Source organism: Streptomyces sp. NPDC088147 (genome assembly GCF_044741565.1).
Classification (GTDB): Bacteria; Actinomycetota; Actinomycetes; order Streptomycetales; family Streptomycetaceae; genus Streptomyces.
The window spans coordinates 523859-547617 of sequence record NZ_JBIUSY010000008.1; the positions used below are offsets into that span (position 1 = coordinate 523859).

The following is a 23759-nucleotide window of genomic DNA, read 5'->3' on the forward strand; positions in this document are numbered from 1 at the left end:
GCCGGTGTCCCCCACCAGGAGCGGTCGGTGCGTCAGAAGGTCACGACGTCAGAAGGTCACGGCGTCAGAAAGTGACGGTGATCTTGCCTTTCACATGGCGGCCGGCGAAGTCGAGCAGGGCCTGACGGGACTCGGCGAAGGGGTAGTCGGCGTCGATCGGAATGCGCAGCTCACCCTTGACGGCCTGAGCGGCGAGCGACGCCAGACGTCCTTCGGTCGCGCGCGTGCCGCCGTACAAGGCGGTGACGTCACGGTCGAAGGCGGGCGGCCCACCGAGCGGGGAGACCAGGCGGCCTCCGGGCCTCGCCGCCGCGGCGGTGGCGGCGAGAGCGGGACCGGCGTTGGCCATGTCGAACACGACATCGACTCCGCCGGGCACCAGGCGGTGGGTCTCCTCGGCGATGTCCACGGCCCGGTAGTCGAGGACGTGGTCGGCCCCGAGGCCGCGCAGGAACACCTCGTCGTCGGCGCGGCCGGTGGCCAGCACGGTCAGCCCCGCCCGCCGGGCGAACTGGACCGTGTACGAGCCGACGCCGCCCGTCGCACCGACGATCAGGGCGGTGGAGCCGCTGGGCACGTCGGCGAGGTCGAGCAGCGCGGCGGCGGTGAGGGCGCCCGTGGGCAGGGCGGCCCCCTGCGCGGGCGTGAGTTCCGGGGGGCGCCGGGCGGCCGAGGGGGCGTCGTCGATCACTACACGCTCGGCGAGGGCGCCGGAGGCGACGCCGTTCCAGGCGATGACCGGATCTCCTGGCACGAACCGGGTGACGCCCTCCCCCACGGCTTCGACCGTGCCGCTGACGTCGACTCCGGGGACGAACGGGTGGGTCACCGGGATGGCGTCCCGCAGGGCGCCGGTGATCAGCGCCTTGTCCACGGCGTTGAGGGCCGCCGCCTCCAGACGGACGAGGAGTTGTCCGGGGCCGGGGACCGGTGTGGGCAGTTCCGCGATCTCAAGCTCTTCCAGCGGCCCGTAGGACCGCGCGACCAGCGCCTTCATGTTCGCTCTCCTTCGCCCAACCGTTTGTTGACACATCAACAGTAGCGCATATGATTGACGTGTCAACATCCACGAGCGGGCCACCGTCGAGCTGGGGGATCGCATGCAGGGAGCCGCGTCGGCACGTACGGCAGGTATGGCGGGTACGGCACGTCAAGGGGAGGACGCCAGGGGCGGGCTGTACGGCAGAGACCCCCAGATCGCCGCGCTCAAGAGGCTGGTACGGGACGCCCTGAAGGGTCACGGCGGGTCGATCGTCCTGGACGGGGAGCGCGGTATCGGCAAGAGCACCCTGCTGGAGCACATAGGCACCACATCGTCCGGCGTGCGGGTCGTGCGGGTGGCGGGCACCAGCGCCGAACGGCGACTTCCCTACGCGGCCTTGCAGCGCGTGTTCGCCGCGCTGCGCGACCATGTGCCCCGGCTGCCGCCCCGGCAGCGGGAGACCGTGGAGGGCATGATGGCGAAAGGGGCCATGGGGGCTGCGGCGCCCTTCCCGGGCCAGCGCGCCGACCACCCCGACGCCTTGGAGATCGGCCTGGCGCTCCTCCAGTTACTGTCCACGGCCGCGGCCGTGCAACCGCTGCTGTGCCTCCACGACGACGCCCATCTGCTGGATCAGCCGTCACGGGAAGCCCTGGCCATCGCCGCGCGTCGATGCGGCGACGCGCGGGTGGCCTGCCTCTTCGCGCTGCCGCCGCCGCCGCACTCCGGTGACTGCCCCGAACTGGCCTCGTTTCCCCGCATGCGGTTGTCAGGACTGACGGACCGGGACGCACTCGCGCTGCTGCGCGCCCACTTGCCCGCTCCCCTCGATCCGTCCGTCTGCGAGCGGGTCGTCGCCGAGGCCCAGGGCAATCCGCGGGCGCTGCTGGCCGTACCGCACGCTCTCTCCCCGACGGAGATGGCATCCGTCCGGCCCCCGGCGCGGGAGCCGGACGTATGGCTGCCGCCGGACTGGACGCGCGACGCGCTGAACGGCCTGCCGGACGCGGCGCACCAGGTGCTGCTGGTGGCCGCGGCGGAACCGCTGGGAGATCCCGTGACCGTGCTCCGGGCGACCGAGGCGCTCGGGCTCCGCGGTGCCGACGTGACCGAGGCGGAGTCCTCCGGACTGATCGCGTTCGGGCCGGGCGTACGGTTCGCCCATCCTCTGCTGCGGACGTACGTCTACGCGCGGGCGTCCGTCACGCGGCGCCGACAGGTTCACGGCGCGCTGGCGGGCACCTGTGACGTCCTGCGCGTTCCCGAACAGCACGCCTGGCACCTCGGGCAGGCCGCGGCCTCGTTCGACGAGCGCGTGGCGGCGCGATTGCAGGCGGCGGCCGAACAGCGGCTGACCCGCCATGAGACGCGGACGGCCGCGGCCCTGCTGGAACTGGCGGCGCTGCTGACGGCCGATCGCCGGCAGCGGGCGTTGCGGCTCCTGGCCGCGGCCTCGGCCTGGCGGCGCGGCGGCGGGCTGCGGCACGCGCTGGATCTGCTGGGCCACCTCCAGCTCGCCGCGCTGCCGCGCGCGGAGCGGGCGGAGGCGACGGGCCTGCACGCGCGGACGCGATACAGCGTGGACCGGGACGGGCCGGCCGCGCGGGCGTTGCACGGGGCGGCGGAACACGCCCGCGTCCACGACGTACGGCAGGAGGGCATCGCCCTGCTGGAGGCGCTGTCGGCAGGTGTCCTCGCCGGCCGGCGGCTTCCGGCGCACGTGCTGCGCACGGCCGCCGCGCGGGCGTGCGAGTTCTCCACGAGGGAGGCGGCCCGGGAGACCTCCCTGGGCAGGGCAGAGGAGACCTTACGAGAAACGGCCGCACGCCCCCACGAGGCGCTTCTGTCGGCCGTCGCCGCCCGCACCTTGCGGGGCTACGGTCCCGCCGTCCAGCCGATGCGCCGGGCGGTGGACGCCTATCTGGACGCCCCGGCCCACACCGACCTCGACGCCGTCGGCGGCTGGCTGGCCTGCCATGCCGCCGTCGACGTCTGGGACGGCGCCGCCTGGCGGGCGCTGGCCGACCGGCGGACCGCGGCGGCGCGCCGGCTCGCCGCGGTGACGGCGCTCCCCTGGGGCCTGACGCACCAGGCGCTGGCGGACATCCATCACGGCGACCTGGCCCAGGCGCGCGTCCGCGTCGCCGAGGCGTACCGGGTCAGCGAGGCCATCGGCGCCGTACCGCTGGACTACGCCGCGCTGGCACTGGCGGCCTGGAGCGGACGGCGGGACACCGTCGAGGCGTTGGCCGCGACCGGCGCCAGGGACGCCGCGGCACGCGAGGAGGGGCGGCTGCTGACGGCGGCCGAGTACGCGCGGGCCGTGCTGTACAACTCGCGCGGGCGGTACGGCCAGGCATTCGAGGTCTGCGCCGAGGCGGTGTCGCTGGACGAGTTGGCGTACCGGAACTGGCTGCTGCCCGAACTGGTCGAGGCCGCGGTACGCAGCGGGCACCGGCAGGACGCGCTGGCCGCCGCCGCCCGGCTGGAGGAGTGCGCGCGGCTGACCGGCAGCGACTGGGCGCGAGGGCTTCACCTGCGGGCACGGGCACTGCTGTCGGACGGCGACGAGGCCGACGGGCTCTTCCGTGAGTCCGTGCGCGCCCTGACAGCTGCCGGGGCGCTCCCGCAGGCGGGCCGGAGCCATCTGCTGTGGGGCGAGTGGCTGCGCAGACAGGCGCGCATGTCGGCCGCCCGGATACCGCTGCGCGCGGCGTACGACATCTTCCGCCGCACCGGGGCCTGGTCATTCCGGGAGCGCTGCGCGGGCGAGCTGGCGGCGGCCGGTGCGCGGGCACCGCGCTCGGAGGGCGGTGAGCCGGCCGTGCTGACGGCTCAGGAGCAGCGCATAGCGCAGCGTGTAGCCCGGGGCGACACGTCGAAGGAGGTCGCCGCTGCGCTGTATCTGTCCCGGCGGACCGTGGATACACACCTGCGCAGCATCTTCCGCAAGCTGGGAATCTCCTCGCGCCGGCAACTGCGTGATCACGCGGTCGCGGTCACGCCGGAGAGGCGTGACCGGGAGGAGTTCTTCGTCCCGCTGTCGGAGAGTCCGTAGCCCGGCGAAGGCCCCACGGGGGCCGATGCGACGGCGTGGAGGAACTACGCGATGGCGGGTCGGCGAACGCGGGTCAGTTCTCGCTCCGGTGGGTAACCGGTGCGTCGGTGCGATCGCCGGGGAACTCGTACCAGCGGCGCCGCAGGCACACGAACTCCACGTCGGCACGGACCAGCCGCATGAACCCGCAGATGGTCTCGGTGAGCCGCTCCTGGGAGCCGGGGTGCGCGAGCCGGCCGTCCTCGGTGAACGCCTCGTGCGCGCGGGGCAGGCTGAACATGTCGGGGTAGACCCGTGTCCCCAGGTGTTCCAGCGGCACTCTCAGCGCCCAGAGGCCGCGGTTGCCGCCGATCATCGACGGGGAGGATGAGAGCAGCAGCGCGTGCTTGGTCTTGAACGGCTGCGGCCGTACCCGGGACACCCAGTCGATGGCGTTCTTCAGCAGTCCTGGAACGGAGGCGTTGTACTCGGGCGACGCGATCACGAACGCGTCGCTGCGCTGGAGTCTTTCGCACAGGGCCAGGGCGCCGGCGGGCAGCCCCTCGGAGTCCTCCACATCCCCGTCGTACAGCGGCATGTCGAAATTCCGCATCCTGGCCAGGTCGACCTCGGCGCCTGTCTCGGCGATCAGGTCCGACGCCAGCGAGGCGAGGCGCGCGTTGGTGGACCCGGCGCGCAGTGCCGCGCCGAATACCAGGACCCGAACGGGAGCCGGGTGAGCGTCCGTGGTCATCGTGCGGTGCCTTTCGCCGGGCAGTTGTCCTCGGCGGCCAGTTTTCCCCACCCCGGTCCGCCACCACGGGACGACACTCTGCGGTTCCGCGAGGAGCCGAGCCGCCCACGCTCTGCCGCCGGCAAACGACAGTGGTGCCGGCACGGGCGACTCGACGCACAACGTCGTCCTCGCGCCGGGCGATCGTCATGGGCCCGCCAGCGCGTCCACGCGTCCCGTTCCGGTCCTGCCTGTGCGATCCCGCGGGCAAGCTGCCGCCGGACGTAACTGATAGCGGCGTTCCCGGACGATCGGCGCCGCCCCTGCCGCCCGGCAGCATCAGGATGCGGAGCGGCCGATCGAATGGAGGAGCTGAAACTGTTCCTCGGTCAGTCGGAGCGCGCCCGCTGCCACGTTGTCAACGAGGTGGTCCGGGTTGCCCGTTCCGGGGATGGCCAGTACGTGGGTGCCCTGATGCAGGGTCCACGCGAGCCGTATCTGCGCCGGTGAGGCCCCATGCTCGCGGGCTACGGCGAGGACCGCGTCGTGCTCGCCCCGTACGGCACCGGCCTCGCGCCCTTCTCCGGCGATGGAGAAGAAGGGCACGAACGCGATGCCGCGTGCCGCGCACGCACGGAGCATCTCCTCCCCGTCGGGCGCGTCGAGACCGAACTGGTTCTGCACGCACACCACCGGCGCGATCGCCTCTGCCTGCGCCAGGTGCTCCAGGCGGGCGCCGGAGACACCGAGGTGGCGTACGAGTCCCGCCTCACGCAGCTCGGCGAGGGCCCCGAAGTGCTCGCTGATGGAGTCCTGACCCATGACGCGCAGGTTCACCACGTCGAGGTGGTCGCGGCCGAGTTGCCGCAGGTTCTCCTCGACCTGGCCGCGCAGTTGGTCGGGCCGCGCCGGTTCGGCCCACTCTCCGGAGAGGTTCCGGGCCGGGCCGACCTTGGTGGCGATGACGAGGCCGTCCGCGTACGGTGCCAGCGCCGAGTTGATCAGCTCATTGGCGGAACGCAGCCGGGAGAAGTAGAACGCCGCGGTGTCGATGTGGTTGACGCCGAGATCGACCGCCCGGCGCAGTACGGCGATTGCCTGGCCGCGATCGCTGGGAGTGCCCTGGTGGAAGGCGGCGCTGCCGGTCAGGCGCATGCCGCCGAAGCCGATCCGGTTGACTATGAGATCACCGAGCGGCCACGTGCCCGAGGCTGCCGCGGAGACCGTGTGCGACGTCATCCGATTCATCAGCTCCATCCGATCGGCCCCTCCCACCTCGACGGTTCGAGGTGCGGCGGCCCTGGAGTATGCGCAGGTGAACGCCGTGGCGGAAAGGCCGGGAGAGGTGGGGGAATGTCACAGCACGCCCCGGAACCCCGAACATCCCCTATGCGTTACCACTACTGACGGCCGCTTCGCCGTTCAGCGGCGGAGCCGGGTGAGACGCGCCGCAGCGGTGACCTTCCCGAGGCGGACATATCGGCGCGTCCCGATGATCACCTGGCGGTGGTCCCGCCATCGGTGTGTTCGTCCGTGGGCGTCCCCGACGGACCGGGGTTCGGAGTGGTGGCGGTCTTGGCGTCGGTGACGGTCGGGGTGGAGTCGGCGGAGATCCCGGCCGAGGTACAGCAGGCGTTGACGCCGCGGTACGTGTCGGCGGACTCCGCCGTCTCCTGGAAGGCGTCCGCGGTCAGTGGCTTGACGGCGCGGACGATCGCGGAGTGCATACCGTCGGCGACGGGGTGGGACGGGCTGATCCCGACGTCGGTGAACCCGACGGTCTCCAGGCCCTGGCGGTACTCGGTGAAGGACAGCGCGCCGGCGATGCAGCCGACGTAATCGCCACGCTCGGCGCGTTGGGCCGGGGTGAGGGTGTCATCGGCGACGATGTCGGAGACACCGATCCGGCCTCCGGGCCTGAGGACGCGGTACATCTCGGCGAAGACGGCCGACTTGTCGGTGGAGAGGTTGATGACGCAGTTGGAGATGACCACGTCGATGGTGTCCGCGGGCAGCGGGATCGCCTCGATCGTGCCCTTGAGGAACTCCACGTTCGTCGCGCCGGCCCTTTCGGCGTTGGCCAGGGCGAGGGCGAGCATCTCCTCGGTCATGTCCAGCCCGTACGCCTTGCCGGTGGGGCCGACGCGGCGAGCGGAGAGCAGGACGTCGATGCCGCCGCCGGAGCCGAGGTCGAGGACGCGATCGCCGGCGCGGAGTTCAGCGACGGCGGTGGGGTTGCCGCAGCCGAGCGAGGCGGCCATGGCCTCGGCGGGCAGGGCGTCACGCTCGTCGGCGGCATAGAGGGCGGAGCCGAAGTCCTCGCCCACCTCCACCGGCTGGGGCCCACAACAGGCGGTGACACCCTCCGTGACCTTCACGGCCGCCGCGGCGTACCGCCGACGGACGGTTTCGCGCAGCTCTGTGCTCTGTTCGCTCATGACGCACTCCTGGGTGATGGCGGACCGCGGCACACCGGAACGGCCCGCATTGGCTTTCCTCGATGCAACCTTGCGGCCTGGATCGAAGAACGTCAATATAGAGGCATGTCGAATCAAGAGCTCGAGGTGATCGGCCAAGACACCGCCGCCTGCGGCCCGGCCCTGTCCGCCGCACCCCTGGACGAGGAGCGCGCCGGGGAGCTGGCCAAGGTGTTCAAGGCCCTCGGTGACCCGGTACGGCTGCGACTGGTGTCGATGATCGCCTCGCGCGGGGAAGGCGGCGAGGTCTGCGTCTGCGAGCTGACCCCGGCGTTCGACCTGTCCCAGCCGACGGTCTCCCACCACCTCAAGCTGCTGCGGCAGGCCGGTCTCATCGACTGCGAGCGGCGTGGAACATGGGTGTACTACTGGTTGCAGCCGGGCGTCCTGGACCGGCTCGCCGTGTTCCTGACCATGCCGCGGCCCGCCGGAGCGAGCGCGTGAGCGCGCCGCTCGGCCGCCGTGTCGCCGCGGAAGCGGTGGGGACCGGGCTGCTGGTGACGGTGGTCGTCGGCTCCGGCATCCAGGCCACCGAGCTGTCGCAGGACGCCGGTGTGCAACTACTCGCCAACTCCCTCGCCACCGTCTTCGGCCTGGCCGTGCTGATCACACTGCTCGGTCCGGTCTCCGGCGCACACTTCAACCCTGCCGTCACCCTCGCCGCCTGGTCCGCCGGCCGCCGCGACCGGACCGGACCGGCCCTGCGGGAAGTCGCCGCGTACACGCTCGCGCAGGTGACCGGAGCGATCGGCGGGGCCGTCCTGGCCAACGCCATGTTCGCCGAGCCGCTGGTGACGTTCTCCACGCACGACCGCTCCGCGCGGCATCTGTGGCTGGGCGAGGTCGTCGCCACCGCCGGGCTCGTCCTGCTCGTCCTCGGCCTGAAGCGCATCGGCGGCGCCGCACTGGCCCCGGCCGCCGTGGCCTCCTACATCGGGGCCGCCTACTGGTTCACGTCCTCCACCTCCTTCGCCAACCCCGCGGTGACCGTCGGCCGCGCCTTCACCGACACCTTCGCCGGGATCGCACCCGCTTCCCTCGCGCCGTTCATCGCGGCCCAGTTGGTCGGCGCCGCGCTCGGGCTCGGTGCGGTGGCCGTCGTGTACGGACGCCCGGCGCGCTCAACGGACACCACCGTCGTCCCGCGCGACGAGCGTGAACTCGCCTCCCCCTAGGGCCTGTTGCGAAAGCCCCGGCGGCCCGTGACGCCCCGCGCCCCTGCGGGCGGACGGCGCCGCATCCACGACATGCCCGAGAACCACCCTCCCCTCCGCAAGGACTCCTGCCATGACCACTGCCGCCCCACGCCCCTCCGTGCTGTTCGTCTGCGTGCACAACGCAGGCCGCTCCCAGATGGCCGCCGCCTTCCTCACCCACCTCGCCGGTGACCGGGTCGAGGTCCGCTCGGCCGGATCGGCGCCCGCCGGCTCGGTGAACCCGGCCGCCGTGGAGGCGATGAGAGAGCGGGGCGTCGACATCTCCGCCGAGATTCCGAAGGTCCTCACCTTCGAGGCGGTCCAGGCGTCCGACGTGGTCATCACCATGGGCTGCGGGGACACCTGCCCGGTCTTCCCCGGCAGGCGGTACCTCGACTGGCAGCTCGACGATCCGGCCGGCCGGGGCGTCGACGCCGTACGGCCGATCCGGGACGAGATCGAGCAGCGCGTGCGGCGGCTGATCTCCGAACTGGGCGTGGGGGCGGAGTAGTCACCGGGCTGCGGCGGCGACGGCCGGCCGTGGCCGATCCGGGCGGGGCGCCAAGGGGGCAGTGGGTGATGAGCAGTCCGACGCGTTTGCCACGGGCCCGGCTACGCGGATCAGGAACGGCAAACGCTCACGTGGCGTGGAGGATCGGTCCAACCCCTTGACGCACTGCGGGGGAAGCCCTCAGGATCCTGACCGGAATCGTTTCCACGGAAACGATTCCAGACAGCAGGCACCGCGCAATCCTCGTCACGATGGAGAGGCCCATGGACAGCACCGTGACCATCAAGGACGTCGCCGCGCGCGCCGGCGTGTCCGTCGCCACGACTTCCCGAGTGCTCTCCGGCAACCCTTCCACGTCCGCCAAGTCCCGCGAACGCGTCCGGGCAGCTGCCGAAGATCTCGGCTACCGGCCGGACGCCCGCGCCCGTTCCCTGCGCTCCGCCCGTTCACAGACGGTCGGACTGCTCATCTCCGATGTGCGGAACCCGTTCTTCGCCGACGTCGCGCATGGGGCCGAACAGGCCGCCCTGCGCTCGTCGTACGTCACCCTGCTCGCCAACGCCAATGAGGACCCCCGGCAGCAGGACACCTATCTGGAGAGCTTTCTGACCCAGCGGGTCGACGGCATCATCATCGCTCCGCAGGGCGAGGGAAGCGCCAATCTGCGCGCCCTCGCCACGAAGCTGCCCCTCGTCTTCGTCGACCGGACCGTCGAAGGATTCGAGGTGCCCAGCGTCACCACCGACAACGCCGGCGGCATCGACCAGGCTGTCGCCCACCTCGCCGACCGCGGACACACCCGCATCGGCTACATCGGTGGCCCCTTCTCCATATCCACCGGCCGTGCCCGCCACGATGCCTTCGTGGATGCCGTCCGGCGTTACGGACTCGACAGCGATCCCGAGCTGATCACCTCGGGGGACTTCCGTTCCGCGAGTGGCTACGCGGCCGCCGAAAGACTGCTGTCCGGGGGGCGACCGCCGACCGCGTTGCTCGCCGCGGACAGCCTCATGGCAGTCGGGGCGCTCGGCACACTGCGCCGCCGGGGGCTGCGGATCGGCGTGGACGTCGACCTGGTGGCCTTCGACGACATCGAGTGGTTCTCCGAACTCGACCCTCCCCTCACCGTCGTGTCGCACGACGCCGAGGCCATGGGGTCGACGGCGATGCGGTTGCTCCTCGACGCCGTCGAGGGCGGCACACCTTCATCGGTGGTCCTGCCGGCGCGTCTCGTCGTACGCGCGTCGTCGGGTGGGACGTGCGGGGAAGCGTAAGCAGCCCCGGCCGGGGGGCCTGAGTACTTCGCACGCCGGGGCGGTAACCCCTGCCCTGCCCCAGCTCTCCTCCTGTCTTCTCCTTCTGCCTCCTGCCTTCCGTCTCCTGCCCGCACACCACAACTGTCCTTCTGTACGTACGTATCGGGGAGCCGACGCCTGAGGGCGTTCGCCGTCCCGTGCTGTTCCCTGCCGTCCACGTCATGAACGGAGATGGCGGAGCCCTGCGACCGGACTTCCGCCGATGGAGCCGTCTTCGTGGCTCCTCCTTCTCCGCCGTCCCACCTGCCCTAACCTCTCCCGCCAATCACTCTCAAGGACTGACATATGCGCATCGCCCTGGGCAACGACCACGCCGGATACGCACTCAAGGAGCATGTACGCGGAATCCTGGAAGGCCTCGGTCATCAGGTGCTCGACCGCGGCACCGACAGCGATACACCGGTCGACTTCCCCGACATCACCTTCGCCACCTGCGACGCCGTGCGCACCGGCGAGGCCGACCGCGCCGTGCTCGTGTGCGGCACCGGTGCGGGCGCTCTCATGGCGGCCAACAAGATCGCCGGGATCCGCTGCGGTCTCGGCCACGACGTGTACTCGGCCCACCAGGCCGTCGAGCACGACGACGCCAACGCCATCGCGATGGGCGCCTGGCTGATCGGCCCCGCGATGGCGGGCGCGGTCATCGAGGCGTTCCTCGGCGCGACGTTCGACAACGACACGGACACCGTCCGCCGGGTCGCCAAGCTCCGTGAGCTGGAACTGAGGTCGGCCCGCGAACTCACCGCGGAAGCCTGACGGCCCCGTCCCCCGCACCCAGCCGATCCCGTCCCTTCCCCGCGGACAAGCCCCGGCTCCCCGACGGGGCGCTCACGAACCACCCCGCGGCAGAACCCGTACCACGTACCGCTGATCAAAGGAGATACGGCATGAGCGCGAACCGCAACGCGCCGTCCGAGAACCCCACCACCGCGCCCGACCAGGACGGCTCGCCGGGCAAGCTCAGGACCTCGCTCGGAGCCGCCGCCGGAACGTGTGTCGAGAACTACGACTTCGTCGCGTACGGCACCGCGTCCGCCCTCTATTTCGGCGATGTCTTCTTCCCCGAGTCCGACCCGGTGGTCGGCACTCTCCTGGCCTTCGTCACGCTCGGCGTCGGCTTCCTGATGCGCCCCATCGGCGGTGCCATCGGTGGTCATCTCGGCGACAAGTACGGCCGCAAGCCCGTTCTGGTGGCCGCCCTGCTCACCATGGGCATCGCCACCGTCCTGATCGGCATGCTGCCCACCTACGCGCAGGCCGGCATCGCCGCCCCGATCCTGCTCGTCCTGATCCGCTGCGTACAGGGCCTCGCCTTCGGCGCGGAGTGGGGCGGCGCCGTGATGATGGCGTACGAGCATGCCCCGCGCAGGCGGCGCGGCCTGTACGCCGCGATACCTCAGGCGGGCAACCCGCTGGGAATCGCTCTCGCCAACATCGCCTTCCTGCTGTCCATCTCGCTCGACAGCGACTGGGCCTGGCGCATCCCGTTCCTCGCCAGTTCCGTACTCATCGTCGTCGGCCTCGTCGTCCGTGTGAAACTCACGGAATCGCCGGAGTTCGAGCAGAGCAAGGCGAGCGGCGAGACGGTCAGGAACCCGGTCCTGACCGTGCTGCGTGACGACTGGCGCAACATCCTGCGCATCATCGCGCTGCGCGTCGTCGAGTCCTGCGCGTACTACCTCACGGCCACCTACCTGCTGTCGTACATCACCGACCGCGACGCGGACGACCGCGGGGTCGCGCTGGCCGGCATCGTCATCGCCAGCCTGCTCGCCGTCGGTACGACGGTGCTCTCCGGGGCGCTGACCGACCGGATCGGGCGGCGGACGCTGTACCTGGCCGGATGCCTGCTGGCCGTCGCCTTCGGGTTCCCGATGTATCTGATGGCCAACACCGGCAACCCCGTCCTCATCGTGCTGACCTTCCTGGTCACCATCAGCCTGATCCACGCAGCCCTGACGGGCACTCAGGCGGCGTGGTTCGCGGAGCTGTTCAAGACCAACACCCGCACGTCCGGCGCCTCCCTGGGGTACCAGATCGCGGCGTCCGTCGCCGGGTTCGCGCCGTTCCTCGCGGTGCTGCTCGCCGAATCGTTCGGCTGGACGGGACCGGCGGGCTTCTATGTGGCCATCGGCCTCATCGGACTGCTCGGGGTGGCCACCACGAAGGAGACCTGGGGGCCGCGGGAACGGGCCGCCGCGGAGACGGCCACGGCGAGCGGGCGGCTGCCCGCGGTCCCGCGGCCACGGGGCGCGGGTACCACGGAGGGCGAGCCCGGCGAGGACCCGGGAGACAAGGCCGGCGATACGAAGTCGGTACGCCGGTTCTGACGCCGGTGCGCCCGCGCCGGTACCGGAGCCCGGCGGCGGTACCGGAGCCCGGCGGCGGCCGGCCACAGGCTCTCCCCCGCACACGCGTCGGAGAGGCGGCACACGTCTCATGGGGTGGGTTCGGTGGGATGGTGGGTGATCAGATCTCCCGGCTGGCACCGAAGGGCTTCGCAGATCTTCGACAGGGTCGAGAAGCGGATGGCTTTGGCCCGTCCGTTCTTGAGCACGGACAAGTTGACGACGGTGATGCCCACTTGCGCGGACAGTTCGGTGAGCGTGAGACCGCGCTCGGCAAGGAGCCGGTCGAGGTGGATCTGGATCGCGTGGAGTTCCTCCTCGGGCATCAGATGGTCCCTTCGAGGTCCTCTCGCATGCGCACGCCGTCGCGCATGATCTTCCCCATGATCACGGCCGCGAGGCCGGGGAGAACGAGCACGAGCGAGCCGGAGACGGTCGGCCCTGAACCCACGATCGGTGCCATGCTCCCGACGAGCCAGGACTGTGACCAGCCGACGACCAGGCCGGCCAGCGGTGTGCCCACGGCGACGAACCAGCCGACGACGGTGAGCCGTCGCGAGACCGCCTCGGTGAACGGCCCCCGCTCCAGGACGGCTTTGAGCAGTTGGGAGAAGAGCAGCAGCGCGAGGGAGCCGAACAGCAGCCAGGGCAGTTCGCCCCCGAGGTCGGCGGCGCGCTGCCCCGCGGAGGGACTGTCCTGGCAGAGGCGCGTGGCACTGCCGGACGCCTCCACGCCCTTGCCGATCGGCAGGCTGTCCGGTGCCAGTGAGGCATTGGCCCAGAAGCCCGTCTGTACGCAGACCGCTCCGTCGTCGAGCATGCGGGTGACCGCCGTGCCGGCGAAGGCAAGCCCGCCGAGTACCGCCAGGACAAAGGTCACCGAGGCCAGGGTCCTGGTGAGTCGCGCGTTCATCACATCGCTCCCTATCGATTTTCGATATGCTCAAGACTAGACCGGCATATCGATATTCGACAAGTCCATGGCCGTCGGCAACGAGGCGGCCCCCGACGGGCGCGGCGCGTTGTTCCGCGGTTCCCGGGCCGGGCACAGTCGGCCTTCCTCGGCGTTTGAATGGACGGTGAGACGCAATTCACCCACCCACCAGGCCGGATACAAGTACGGTCTACAGCGTGAATGTTCGAGCCACCTCCTTCGATCACCCCGACGCCGTCAAGCTCAACGACCGCGTACAGGGCGAGTACGCCGAGCGTTACGGGGACGAGGGCGACGCCACGCCTCTCGCACCCGGCATGTTCGAACCGCCGCGGGGCCTCTACCTGATCGCCTACGACGACCGGGGCGCCCCGGTCGCGACCGGCGGCTGGCGCACCCAGGAGAAGAACGAGGACGGATACGCGGACGGTGACGCGGAGATCAAGCGCATGTATGTGACCCCGGAGGTGCGGGGGCATGGTCTGGCCCGGCGGATCCTGGCCGCTCTGGAGGACGACGCTCGCGCCGCGGGCCGCACGCGCATGGTTCTGGAGACCGGCACCAAACAGCCGGAAGCCATCTCCCTCTACCTCTCCAGCGGCTACGAACCCTGCGCCAAGTTCGGCCACTACCGTTTCCACGAGCTGAGCCGCTGCTACGCCAAATCACTGGTGGACGCCACCGGCGAGCGCACGCCCGCCGCTGTCCCCGCCGGAGCCGTCGGAGCCGTCGGAGCCGTCGGCACGGACGGCCACTACCGGCAGACCACCTGACCCGCAGTCGCCCGGAGCGGCCTCAGGGAGAGGGGTACGCGGCCCCCCGAGAGGGCCGGCGGGGCCAGGCTCTGCCGGTGAGGCGTTCGATGTCCGTGTTGAACTGCTGGAGGTCGTCGAGGAAGCGGCCGAGGCGCTCGGGGGGCCAGTCGGCGACCACCTCGGCCAGTCCCGCGACGACCTTGTCACGGTCCGCGGTGACGCGGTCCCTGCCTTCGCGCGTGATGCGGAATTTGCGGGCCACGCCTCCGGCGGGGTCCAGCATCCGTTCGACGAGTCCGTCTTTGAGCAGGGCGGCCGTCTGCCGGGTGAAGGTGGAGGCGGCCAGGCCGAAGGCGTCGACGAAGTCGGCAACGGACATGGGGCCCTGCGCTTCGAGCCGGTTGAGGAGCACGTAGGCGCTGCGGTCGAGGGCATCGCCGCCGTGCGGACGACGGGGTGCCGTCATCTCGCGGTGCCGCGTGAGGATCAGCAGCTCCCGTTCGAGACGCTCCCCGGCCTGTTCGGCATCCATGGCAACCGCCTTCGACTTCCGTAGGGACGCGCCCACAATACGCCACGAAGTGCACCATGCACCCGCCATGCATAATGCAATCGTTGTGCATCATGCATTATCTGTGTAGTGTGCACTTCCATGACTGCTTCCGCACCCGCGGCGCGCTCCGGTACGGTCGCCGCCCTGGCCGCGGCGGGCATCGTGGCCTCCCTGATGGGGACGCTGATGATCCCGCTGGTCGGTGAGTTACCGGGGCTGCTGCACACGTCCGCCTCCAGCGCCTCATGGGTGATCACCGCGCCCCTGCTCACGGGCGCCGTCGCGACTCCCGTGTTCGGTCGTCTGGGCGACCTGTACGGCAAGCGCCGTCTGCTGCTGGTCTGTGTGACTCTGCTCGTCGCCGGATCCCTGATCTGTGCCCTGACCAGCTCCCTCGTCCCCATGGTGACGGGCCGGGCCGTGCAGGGCATCGGCATGGGCGTTGTCCCGCTCGGGATCAGCACCATGCGGGACGTCGTGGCACCCGAACGCATGGGCACGTCGGTGGCGTTCATGAGTTCGTCACTGGGGATCGGCGGCGCGCTCGGACTGCCCCTGTCGGCGGCTGTGGTCCAGAACTTCGACTGGCACGTGCTGTTCTGGGGATCGGCAGCCGTCAGCGCCCTGACCGGCCTCACCGTCGCACGCTGCCTGCCGCACGTCCCGCCGGCCGCGAAGGGCCGTTTCGACATCCCGGGCGCGCTGGGACTCGCCGCCGGACTCGTCTGCCTGCTGCTCGCCGTGTCCAAGGGCGCCGAATGGGGCTGGACCAGCGCGACGACCGTCGGTCTGCTCGCGGCGGCTGTCGTCATCCTCCTCGCCTGGGGATGGTTCGAACTGCGCACCGTCCACCCGCTGGTCGATCTGCGGGCCACGGCCCGTCGCCGAGTCCTGCTGACCAACCTGGCCTCGGTCCTGATCGGCTTCGCGATGTTCGCACAGTCCCTCGTCGCGCCCCAGCTTCTGCAACTGCCCACGTCACTCGGCTACGGTCTGGGCCAATCCATGTTCGCGGCCGGACTGTGGATGGTGCCCACCGGACTCGCCATGATGGCCTTCTCCCCGCTCGGGGCCAGGCTGTCCGCCCGCTCGGGACCACGGACCTCGCTGCTGACCGGCGCCCTGATCGTCACCGTCGGCTACGTACTCGCGCTTCCCCTGATGGGCTCGGTCCTCGGCATCGTGATCTTCAGCAGCGTCGTCAGTATCGGTGTGGCCTTCGCCTACGGCGCGATGCCCGCCCTCATCATGTCCAGCGTTCCCCGGTCCGAGACCGCGGCGGCCAACGGGTTCAACGCCCTGATGCGTTCCATCGGGCTCTCGGTGTCCAGTGCCGTCACCGGCGTCGTCCTGGCGCAGATGAGCCACAGCCTCGGCGGCTACTCCGTACCCACGCAGAACGGCTTCCGTGTCGCGGCCCTCATCGGCGGCGGCGCCGCTCTGGCCGCCGCACTGCTGACACTCGCCATCCCCCGCGACGCCCCGGCTCCCGGCGCTCCGCGCGCCGCGGATTCCGGCGCGAGCGGCCCCGCGCGCCTGCCCGGCCACGCCGGCCGCGAAGGCGGAACAACCGAATCGCCCCGGCTGTGACAGCGGACCACGTTCCCATGGACCCCAGGGGGAAACCACCGACAGGACCGAGCGGGACGGCGGCATCGGCCGTCGGACGAGAACACCACCGTTGACGAGGGAGATTCCGTATGAGCCAGAGCGAACAGACCGTGCGTTACCCCCTGCCCGTCGAGGGGGCGCTGGACGCGCCGGCCGACTGGGAACGTCTGCGCCGGCAATGCCCGGTCGCCGGCGTCGAGTTGCCCAGCGGCGACCACGCGGCGCTCCTCACCCGGCACGAGGACGTGAAAGCCCTGCTGTCCGACCCCCGCTTCGCCCGCCCCACCGCCGCCGACAACGCGGCCCGCCTCGCGCCCGACGGAGCGGGTGGATCCGCTGTCACCAGCAACAACCCGCTCTCCCTGCCCGTCAAGGGAGAACCCCACCAGCAGTGGCGGCGCCAGGTCAGCAAGTGGTTCACGGCCAAGCGCATGACAGCGCTGCGGCCCAGGATGACCGCCACGGCCGACCAGCTCATCGACGACATGGTCAAGCGCGGCCACCCCGCCGACCTCAAGGCGAACGTGGGCTTCCTGCTGCCCGTGTACGTCATCTGCGACATGCTGGGCGTACCCGCGACCGACCGGGACCGCTTCTCCCACTGGTCCGACGCGATGCTCAGTCTCACCCGCTTCTCCAAGGAGGAGATCGAGACCGCGCAGACCGAGTTCGTCCAGTACATGTCCGACCACATCGCCGCCAAGCGGAACAACCCGGCCGACGACCTCCTCAGCATGATGATCAAGGAGGGCGAGGGCGAGGGCCACGGGCTCTCCGACTCCGAACTCGTGGCCACCGGCATGGGCCTTCTGGTCGCAGGACACGAGACCACTGCCAATATGATCGGCAAAATGGTGGCCATGCTCCTCGCCGACCGCAGCCGCTGGCAACAACTCCTGGACGACCCCACGCTCGTACGCACCGCCGTCGAGGAAGCACTCCGCTTCGACACCAACCTCGGATTCGGCCTCAGGCGCTACATCAGCGAGGACATCGTGATCGGCGACGAGACGGTCCCGCGCGGCACCACCGTGATCTGCAGCATGCCGGCGGCCAACCGCGACGCCGACGTCTTCGACGACGCCGAGGAGATGAACCTCGCCCGCACCCCCAACCCCCACCTGATCTTCGGCGCCGGCCCCCACTCCTGCCTCGGGCAGGCGCTGGCCCGCACCGAACTCCAGGTCGTCCTGGAAGCACTGCTGCGCAAGCTGCCCACCCTCGAACTGGCTGTCCCCATCGAAGACCTGGAGCGGGTGGAAGGACTCCTGGTGGGCGGACTGCGCCAGGTGCCCGTCTGCTGGTAACTCCCTGTCCGGCTCGGGCCGTGACAACCATTCAGGAAGAGAGAAGCCCCATGAAGGTCACTGTCGACGAGGACAAGTGCTGCGGCGCCGGACAGTGCGTGCTGGTCGCCCCGGAGGTGTTCGACCAGCGTGACGATGACGGCGTCGTCATCCTCCTCGCCCCCGAACCCGCCCCGGCGCAGCACGCCGCGGTGCGCGAAGCCGCCGCCGTCTGCCCCGCGACCGCCATCCTCGTCAGCGACGAGACGTAGGAACAGCACCAGCCCGGGGGACGGCCGGGAGCCGTCTTCGAGCCGTCCCCCAGCACCCGCCCCGCCGTTCCCGGAAGGAAGCACCGATGACCGACAACGTCACGCCGGACCTGGACCTCCAGCCCGAGAAGCCTCACTCCGCAAGGTTCTGGAACTACCTGCTGGGCGGAACGGACCACTTCGAAGCGGACCGACGGCTGGGTGAGCAGCTCAAGGCCGAGTGGCCCGCCGCGGTCGACATCGCCCGCGCGAGCCGCGCGTTCCTCGGGCGTACGGTCCGTCACCTGGCGGGCGAGGCGGGGGTCCGGCAGTTCCTCGACCTCGGCAGCGGTCTGCCGACCGCGGACAACACCCACGAGGTCGCCCAGGGCGTCGCCCCCGATGCCCGGATCGTGTACGTCGACCACGACCCGATCGTCCTGTCCCACGCCCACGCGCTGCTCACCAGCACACCGGAGGGCGCCACCGACTACATCGACGCCGATCTGACCGCCCCCGGCACGGTTCTCGCCCGTGCGGCGCGGACGCTGGACCTGGAGCGCCCCGTCGCGCTGATGCTGCTCTCCACCATCGGCCACGTCCAGAACCCGGTCGAGGCCGCGCGGTTGGTGCGGACCTACATGGACCGTCTGGCCCCCGGCAGCCGTCTGGTCCTGTGCACCACGCTGGCCTCGCCGGCCGTCAACGCGGCGAACGAGACCTACGCCGCCTCCGGCACGCTCCCGTACGTCGCGAGCACCGCCGACGAGATGACAGCGATGGCTTCCGGCCTGACCATCCCCCCGCCCGGCCTCGGCCCCATCAACAGGTGGTATCCCGAGGGAACGACGGACCCGGACGTCGACCAGTGGGGATACGTCGCCCACAAGGCGTGACCCGCGTAGGCACCCCCTGTTGAACGGACACGCGGGACCGGCCCCGGAAGCGTTCGCGAGCGTGGTGCGGCGAACGCGTCGGCCGGCGCCCGCCCGGCAGATCGCTCATCCGCGGTGAGCGATGGAGGAGCGACCCCTGGCCGACGCTCGCGGGCCACGCGCGGTTCAGGTGCCGTTCGTGGCCGGAACCCGGTGGGTGCGAGTCCTCGGGACGGCGGGTGCGCGGAACGTACTTCAACAGAGAGCCCCAACTCTGTGAAATTCAGGGGCGGAAGACTGCCTTGTACCGGCCGCGATCACGGGCCACAGTTCCCCGCAGTGTCCGGCGATCACCTCGTCGGACGCCGGACACACGGTCACCCGACGACGCGATCCTTTCGCACCGTCGTGATCCCCATGTACGGCCGTGTGCTCTGAGACCGGAAGGAACACCTGTGGGAATCTCCCGGAAGATCTTCGCGGCCGCCGCGGCGGGCGCGCTGCTGTCCCTCACCACGGCCGCCAGCGGGCAGGCGGTCGAGAACACCGCTCCGCGCTACGACCAGGGAATGGTCGCGGCGTTGGCGACCTCGCTCGGAGTCAGCGAGAGCGCCGCGACGGACCGGCTCGACCGCCAGGCGGACCAGCAGGCCAGACTGTCGTCCCTCGGCGAGCAGGGCGTCGCCATGGACGGCACCTACTTCGACGCGAAGGGCGACCTCGTCGTCAACGCCCGTGGGAACGCCGCCGAGAAGCGCATCGAGGGCGCCGGTCTGAACGCGCGCGTCGCCGAGCACGGCGAAGGCACACTGAACGCCATCAAGGCCACGCTGGACAAGCTGGCGCTCGCTCAGGCGCCCACCGGCATCAGTGCCTGGGCCGTCGATCTCGCGTCCGACACCGTCACCGTGAAGGTGAACAGCGACAAGAGCACCGCGGCCAAGTCCTTCCTGAAGGCCGCGCGGGCCCACGGGGACGCGGTGCGCGTGGTGAACGCCGCGCAGAAGCTGAGCACTCAGGGCGCCGTTTCCCCCGGCGACGAGATGGCCTTCGACGGCTACGTATGCTCCGTCGGATACGGAGCCCAGGACGCTTCCGGCCGGCAGTTCCTCGTCACGGCCGGTCACTGCATCGAGAACCTGCCCGTTCTGTCGCACAACGGCGAACGCTTCGCCGAGGGAACCGACAGCCGGTTCGCACTCGGCCAGGACAGTGTCGACATGGGCATCGCGGCCGTCGACGAGGGCAGTTCCATAACCACCGAGGTCGGCACCTGGGGCAAGGCGGGCACCGTCGCCGTGGCGGGTGCCGAGCGCGCCCCCGTCGGGGCCGATGTGTGCAAGTCGGGCCGCACAACACAATGGACCTGCGGAAAGATCGACTCGTATGACGTGTCCGTCACCTACACCGACCCGAACGGCGGCCCCCAGACCGTCGTCACCGGGCTGGGCAGCTCCTCGGTCTGCACGCAGGGCGGCGACAGCGGCGGCGCGTACATCTCCGGCAACCAGGCTCAGGGCATGACATCGGGTGGTCCCAGCGCCCAGCGGTGCGACGGCACGGTGAACTCCCGCGGCTCGTCGTACTTCCAGCCCCTGGACGACGCCCTCGACCACTACGGGCTCACACTCAACACCAACTGATCACCGAGACTGACGGATTCGTCTGTCGGTCTGCCGGGACGGGCCGCCCATCGGTTACGGTGAGCGGCCCGTTCCCCATTCCGCCGGTTCTCCCCCCTCGCACGACCGGCCGGACGCCATCGGAAGCCGGATCCTTGACCCCCCACACCCATCCCCCGCGGCCCGCCGTGCCGCAGATGCACGAAACACCCGCGTTCGCCGACGTGTTCCAGCAGGCGATCAGAGCGAGCGGACTCTCGCTGGAGCGGGTACGCCACCGGCTCGCGACGCGCGGCATCCGCATCAGCCTGACGACACTCAGCTACTGGCAGCGCGGCAGAAGCGAACCGGAACGCGCCGACTCGCTGCGTGCCGTCGACGCCCTGGAGTCCATCCTCGCACTGCCGCCGGGCACACTGCGTTCCGCGCTGCGCCCGTACCGCCCGCGCGGACGGATGGCGCCCCCGGCTCACGATCTGACAGCCTCCCGCCGTGTCTTCGGGGAGAACTCCCTGGCGGAACAGGTTCTCGGCGCGGAGTTCGCCGCTCTCAACGAGGACGTCAGCGTCCTGAGCATCCGGGAGACCGTCACCATCGACGAACACTTCCGGCTCAGCTCCCTCTCCATCCAGCAGGTGATGCGAGCGACTCGCGAGGGCGCCGACCGCTTCACCACCGTCCACACCTTCGACAGCGGCGCTCGGGCAGTCCGTGCCGACGTGCGCTGCGGCGTCCCGGGGGCGATGCGCTTTCTGCCGCGCATGGGCACTGTTGTCATCGATGTGAGATTCGGGCGGAGACTGGCGAAGAACGAGACGGTCGTCATCGACTACACGGTGCATGTCGAATCCGGCGACGGACTGGACGACCACTACGAACGCCGGACCCGCACCCGGCTGCGCGACTACCTGCTCCAGGTCTACTTCCATCCGGCGGCGCTGCCGGAGCTCTGTCACCGCTACTACCGCGAGAGCTACGAGGCGGAGGCGTCGTACAACCACCGGGTGGCACCGGACGCCTCGCACTCCGTGCATGCGGCTCCCGGGCGCTGTCCCGCGGGCGTTCATGGCATCTCGTGGCAGAGACCACGCAAGCGGGCGGCGGACCCCGAGGAGGCGTGACCGCGTACGGTTCACGCCTCCTCACAGCGCGCCGGTCGCCTCCGGGCGGGCACAGCACCTCCGCGATGGGAGACAGGCGTCCCGGTGACACCGCCGGGTCAGGCGCCCCGCTGGACCGGTCCGACGAGGGTGCCCGCGGCCACCGTGAGCGTGCCCTCGGCGAACGACGTGCCGGGGATCTGCCCGCCGGGAGCCCGGAGCGTGAACGACGCCTCGTCCGCGGTGGTGCCGCGGCCGTGGTTCGGAACCTGGATGTCGAAGTGCACCGGGTGTCCCGGGCCGAAGGTCACCACGTTCCCCTGCTCGCCGTAGCGGCCGGCGGTGACCCCGCTGTCCGAGCCGTGGTCCGAGAACCGCACGTCGGTGGGCGAACCCGCCAGCTCGCACGGCTCGTACCCGCGCGCCGCGGTGAGGGTGACACGGTAGTGACGGTGCCCCGCGCTGCTGGGCGCATCGGTGATCTTCGCGGTGTGGTTGGCCGGACGGCAGGCGGACGGGGCAGCGCTCCTGCCCGTCGTCGACGAAGCCTGCGCGAATCCCGCGCCCGCGGTGCCCACCAGCACAGTGGCAGCGAGGGTGACGGCGATCTTCCGGTTGGTACGCATCATGAACACTCCTTGCCTTGCTCAATGGCCCTGCGCGTGTGCACCGTCAGGACCATGGTCGACACCATTCCTGCCCGCCCCCTCTCGCGGCGAATGTCTCAGGACGGCCACAGTCAGGTCGCCGGTACGTGGGCCGGTTCGTGGGCCCCACGGGTGAGGGCGGAGTGGAAGGAGCCGCGGTAGAAGAGCAGGGGACCGGCCTCGGAGTGGTGCGCGAGCCGTTCGACGCGGCCGAGGAAGAGGACGTGGTCGCCGCCGTCGTAGGAGGCCCAGGGCGAGCAGGAGAAGGTGGCCGGCGAACCGCTGAGGGCGGGTGCCAGGCCCGATGGCGCGGGCAGCCAGGCGGGAGGAGTGCCGGGAGCCTCCGGGCGGCCCGCGAACCGTAGAGCGAGGTCTCGTTGCTCCTCGGACAGGACGTTGACGGTGAACGGCCGGCCGGCCAGGAGCCGGGCCGCCTTCGAGGTACGGGAGAGGGAGACCAGGACGAGCGGCGGGTCGAGGGAGACCGCGGTGAAGGCGTTCACGGTCGCGCCGTGGGGGGTCTCGCCCACCAGGCAGCTGACGACGGTGACGCCGGTGGCGAAGTAGCCGAGGCAGGTGCGGAGTTGCTGCGGATCGATCGCCACCGGGTCTCCTTGACGTCGGATGGATGAGGGTGGTGCGCGGGTCAGTTGGCCCCGCACCCGGCGGGGTGGTCGAACCAGAGATGCACCTGGCCGGTGCCGATGGCGTTCTCGTACTCGCCGTAGCGGCGCGCGGCGGCGGTGCATCCGGGGCCGCCGAGGGCGCCGGCGAGCGTCAGGTAGTGGCCGAAGTCGCCTTCCGGGGAGTGCCGTCGGTACTCCGGCATGGTCGCGATGACCCGGTCGTGGCGGCCGGCCTCCAGCCAGGCGACGCGTTGCTCGTCGGCGGCGCGGGCCTCGGGGCTGACGATGTTGGCCGGGTCGCCGGCCATCCGGTCGCGCAGTTCGGCCAGCGGCCAGAAGCCGTGCGAGAGGCCGCCGGAGGCGAGCACCAGCACCCGCCGGGCGATCCCGTCGACAGCCTCGGCGACGGCCGCTCCCAGCCGCAGGTGGTCCTCGGTGGTCGCGGTCTGGCAGACCGACATGGAGAGCCACGGCACGTCAGGGCGGCCGAGGTAGCTCCAGAGGTTGAGTGTGGCGTAGTGGATCGGGAGGTGGGGGTCGTCGTTGGCGCGGAGCCAGAGCGAATCCTTCTCGGCCACGGCGGCCACGGCGTGGGCGAGTTCCGGGTCTCCGGGGATGGCGTAGGGGATCTGGCTGACCTCGCTGGGCATCTCGTCGGAGGTGAAGCGTCCGGACCGGTGGGTGTGGGCGGTGATGACGGTCTCGGTGGTGGTGGCCCAGTGGGTGTCGAGCACCAGTACGGCGTCGTGGTCGGTGCTGTCGATCACCTCGCGGCGGAGCCGGGCGAGGCCGGTGGCGAGGGTGAAGTCGCGTCCTCCATTGGCCTGGACGCGCTGAGGTTCGGGAAACATGATGACGGGGGCGTGGGAGAGCAGTCCCGCGCCGACGATGGCGCCCAT

24 protein-coding genes are annotated in these 23759 nt (G+C 70.9%); 14 read left to right on the forward strand and 10 right to left on the reverse strand.

The features are described from left to right. Window positions 1-64: 64 nt before the first annotated feature. Window positions 65-997, reverse strand: coding sequence for an NADP-dependent oxidoreductase (locus ACIOGX_RS28645; protein WP_401917475.1), 933 nt, complete (start codon window positions 995-997; stop codon window positions 65-67). 103 nt (window positions 998-1100) lie between these two features. On the opposite strand from ACIOGX_RS28645, the gene ACIOGX_RS28650 reads away from it, so the two are divergent. After that, window positions 1101-4040, forward strand: a complete 2940-nt coding sequence (locus ACIOGX_RS28650) for an AAA family ATPase (protein WP_401917477.1) — start codon at window positions 1101-1103, stop codon at window positions 4038-4040. A gap of 73 nt (window positions 4041-4113) precedes the next feature. Here the strand turns inward: ACIOGX_RS28650 and ACIOGX_RS28655 are convergent, their stop codons facing one another. The 3 genes from ACIOGX_RS28655 to arsM form a co-directional block, all read right to left on the reverse strand. After that, window positions 4114-4773 carry an NADPH-dependent FMN reductase gene (locus ACIOGX_RS28655; protein ID WP_401917479.1) on the reverse strand — a complete coding sequence of 220 codons (660 nt, stop codon included), beginning with the start codon at window positions 4771-4773 and terminating at the stop codon, window positions 4114-4116. A gap of 318 nt (window positions 4774-5091) precedes the next feature. Then, a complete protein-coding gene (locus tag ACIOGX_RS28660; protein ID WP_401917481.1) occupies window positions 5092-5991 on the reverse strand; it encodes an aldo/keto reductase in 900 nt (299 codons plus the stop codon). A gap of 257 nt (window positions 5992-6248) precedes the next feature. Next, window positions 6249-7190 (reverse strand): arsenite methyltransferase, encoded by a 942-nt coding sequence (gene arsM, locus ACIOGX_RS28665; protein WP_401917483.1) that lies wholly within the window; start codon window positions 7188-7190, stop codon window positions 6249-6251. A gap of 105 nt (window positions 7191-7295) precedes the next feature. Between arsM and ACIOGX_RS28670 the strand changes: the two genes are divergently transcribed. The 6 genes from ACIOGX_RS28670 (at window position 7296) to ACIOGX_RS28695 (ending at window position 12582) form a co-directional block, all read left to right on the forward strand. Further along, a complete protein-coding gene (locus ACIOGX_RS28670; protein WP_356516057.1) occupies window positions 7296-7673 on the forward strand; it encodes a metalloregulator ArsR/SmtB family transcription factor in 378 nt (125 codons plus the stop codon). Beyond that, window positions 7670-8404 carry an aquaporin gene (locus ACIOGX_RS28675; RefSeq protein ID WP_401917485.1) on the forward strand — a complete coding sequence of 245 codons (735 nt, stop codon included), beginning with the start codon at window positions 7670-7672 and terminating at the stop codon, window positions 8402-8404. The genes ACIOGX_RS28670 and ACIOGX_RS28675 overlap by 4 nt, the downstream gene beginning before the upstream one ends. Window positions 8405-8516: 112 nt before the next feature. Further along, complete coding sequence (locus ACIOGX_RS28680) at window positions 8517-8936, forward strand: arsenate reductase ArsC (protein ID WP_401917487.1); 420 nt, start codon at window positions 8517-8519, stop codon at window positions 8934-8936. A 263-nt stretch (window positions 8937-9199) separates the two neighbouring features. Continuing rightward, the gene (locus ACIOGX_RS28685) at window positions 9200-10210 is read left to right on the forward strand and encodes a LacI family DNA-binding transcriptional regulator (RefSeq protein ID WP_401917489.1); all 1011 of its coding nucleotides are present in this window, start codon (window positions 9200-9202) and stop codon (window positions 10208-10210) included. 327 nt (window positions 10211-10537) lie between these two features. Continuing rightward, complete coding sequence (locus ACIOGX_RS28690; protein ID WP_356516049.1) at window positions 10538-11008, forward strand: RpiB/LacA/LacB family sugar-phosphate isomerase; 471 nt, start codon at window positions 10538-10540, stop codon at window positions 11006-11008. A gap of 131 nt (window positions 11009-11139) precedes the next feature. Next, on the forward strand, window positions 11140-12582 hold the full coding sequence (locus tag ACIOGX_RS28695) for an MFS transporter (RefSeq protein ID WP_401917491.1): 1443 nt from the start codon (window positions 11140-11142) through the stop codon (window positions 12580-12582). Between the two features lie 107 nt (window positions 12583-12689). Here the strand turns inward: ACIOGX_RS28695 and ACIOGX_RS28700 are convergent, their stop codons facing one another. Continuing rightward, window positions 12690-12926: a helix-turn-helix domain-containing protein gene (locus tag ACIOGX_RS28700; protein ID WP_387019779.1), complete on the reverse strand. Its 237-nt coding sequence runs from the start codon at window positions 12924-12926 to the stop codon at window positions 12690-12692. Next, a complete protein-coding gene (locus tag ACIOGX_RS28705; protein ID WP_401917493.1) occupies window positions 12926-13513 on the reverse strand; it encodes a DUF2975 domain-containing protein in 588 nt (195 codons plus the stop codon). The genes ACIOGX_RS28700 and ACIOGX_RS28705 overlap by 1 nt, the downstream gene beginning before the upstream one ends. 218 nt (window positions 13514-13731) lie before the next feature. Between ACIOGX_RS28705 and ACIOGX_RS28710 the strand changes: the two genes are divergently transcribed. Then, window positions 13732-14307, forward strand: a complete 576-nt coding sequence (locus tag ACIOGX_RS28710) for a GNAT family N-acetyltransferase (RefSeq protein ID WP_401917495.1) — start codon at window positions 13732-13734, stop codon at window positions 14305-14307. A 22-nt stretch (window positions 14308-14329) separates the two neighbouring features. Here the strand turns inward: ACIOGX_RS28710 and ACIOGX_RS28715 are convergent, their stop codons facing one another. Beyond that, the gene (locus tag ACIOGX_RS28715) at window positions 14330-14821 is read right to left on the reverse strand and encodes a MarR family winged helix-turn-helix transcriptional regulator (protein ID WP_401917497.1); all 492 of its coding nucleotides are present in this window, start codon (window positions 14819-14821) and stop codon (window positions 14330-14332) included. A gap of 120 nt (window positions 14822-14941) precedes the next feature. On the opposite strand from ACIOGX_RS28715, the gene ACIOGX_RS28720 reads away from it, so the two are divergent. The 6 genes from ACIOGX_RS28720 to ACIOGX_RS28745 all read left to right on the forward strand — a co-directional run bounded on the left by ACIOGX_RS28720 (window position 14942) and on the right by ACIOGX_RS28745 (window position 21608). After that, a complete protein-coding gene (locus tag ACIOGX_RS28720) occupies window positions 14942-16432 on the forward strand; it encodes an MFS transporter (protein ID WP_401917499.1) in 1491 nt (496 codons plus the stop codon). Between the two features lie 110 nt (window positions 16433-16542). Beyond that, entirely contained in the window at window positions 16543-17760 is a 1218-nt protein-coding gene (locus ACIOGX_RS28725; protein WP_401917501.1) for a cytochrome P450, read from the forward strand. A gap of 50 nt (window positions 17761-17810) precedes the next feature. Beyond that, entirely contained in the window at window positions 17811-18011 is a 201-nt protein-coding gene (locus ACIOGX_RS28730) for a ferredoxin (RefSeq protein WP_356516033.1), read from the forward strand. A gap of 86 nt (window positions 18012-18097) precedes the next feature. Next, window positions 18098-18886 (forward strand): SAM-dependent methyltransferase, encoded by a 789-nt coding sequence (locus ACIOGX_RS28735; protein WP_401917503.1) that lies wholly within the window; start codon window positions 18098-18100, stop codon window positions 18884-18886. Between the two features lie 434 nt (window positions 18887-19320). Beyond that, window positions 19321-20508 (forward strand): S1 family peptidase, encoded by a 1188-nt coding sequence (locus tag ACIOGX_RS28740; protein WP_401917505.1) that lies wholly within the window; start codon window positions 19321-19323, stop codon window positions 20506-20508. 176 nt (window positions 20509-20684) lie between these two features. Then, entirely contained in the window at window positions 20685-21608 is a 924-nt protein-coding gene (locus ACIOGX_RS28745; protein WP_401917507.1) for an XRE family transcriptional regulator, read from the forward strand. Between the two features lie 98 nt (window positions 21609-21706). Here the strand turns inward: ACIOGX_RS28745 and ACIOGX_RS28750 are convergent, their stop codons facing one another. The 3 genes from ACIOGX_RS28750 to ACIOGX_RS28760 all read right to left on the reverse strand — a co-directional run bounded on the left by ACIOGX_RS28750 (window position 21707) and on the right by ACIOGX_RS28760 (window position 23759). Next, window positions 21707-22216: a DUF4232 domain-containing protein gene (locus ACIOGX_RS28750; RefSeq protein ID WP_356516025.1), complete on the reverse strand. Its 510-nt coding sequence runs from the start codon at window positions 22214-22216 to the stop codon at window positions 21707-21709. Window positions 22217-22326: 110 nt separating this feature from the next. Next, complete coding sequence (locus tag ACIOGX_RS28755) at window positions 22327-22839, reverse strand: flavin reductase family protein (RefSeq protein WP_401917509.1); 513 nt, start codon at window positions 22837-22839, stop codon at window positions 22327-22329. A gap of 41 nt (window positions 22840-22880) precedes the next feature. After that, entirely contained in the window at window positions 22881-23759 is an 879-nt protein-coding gene (locus ACIOGX_RS28760) for a catechol 1,2-dioxygenase (protein ID WP_401917511.1), read from the reverse strand.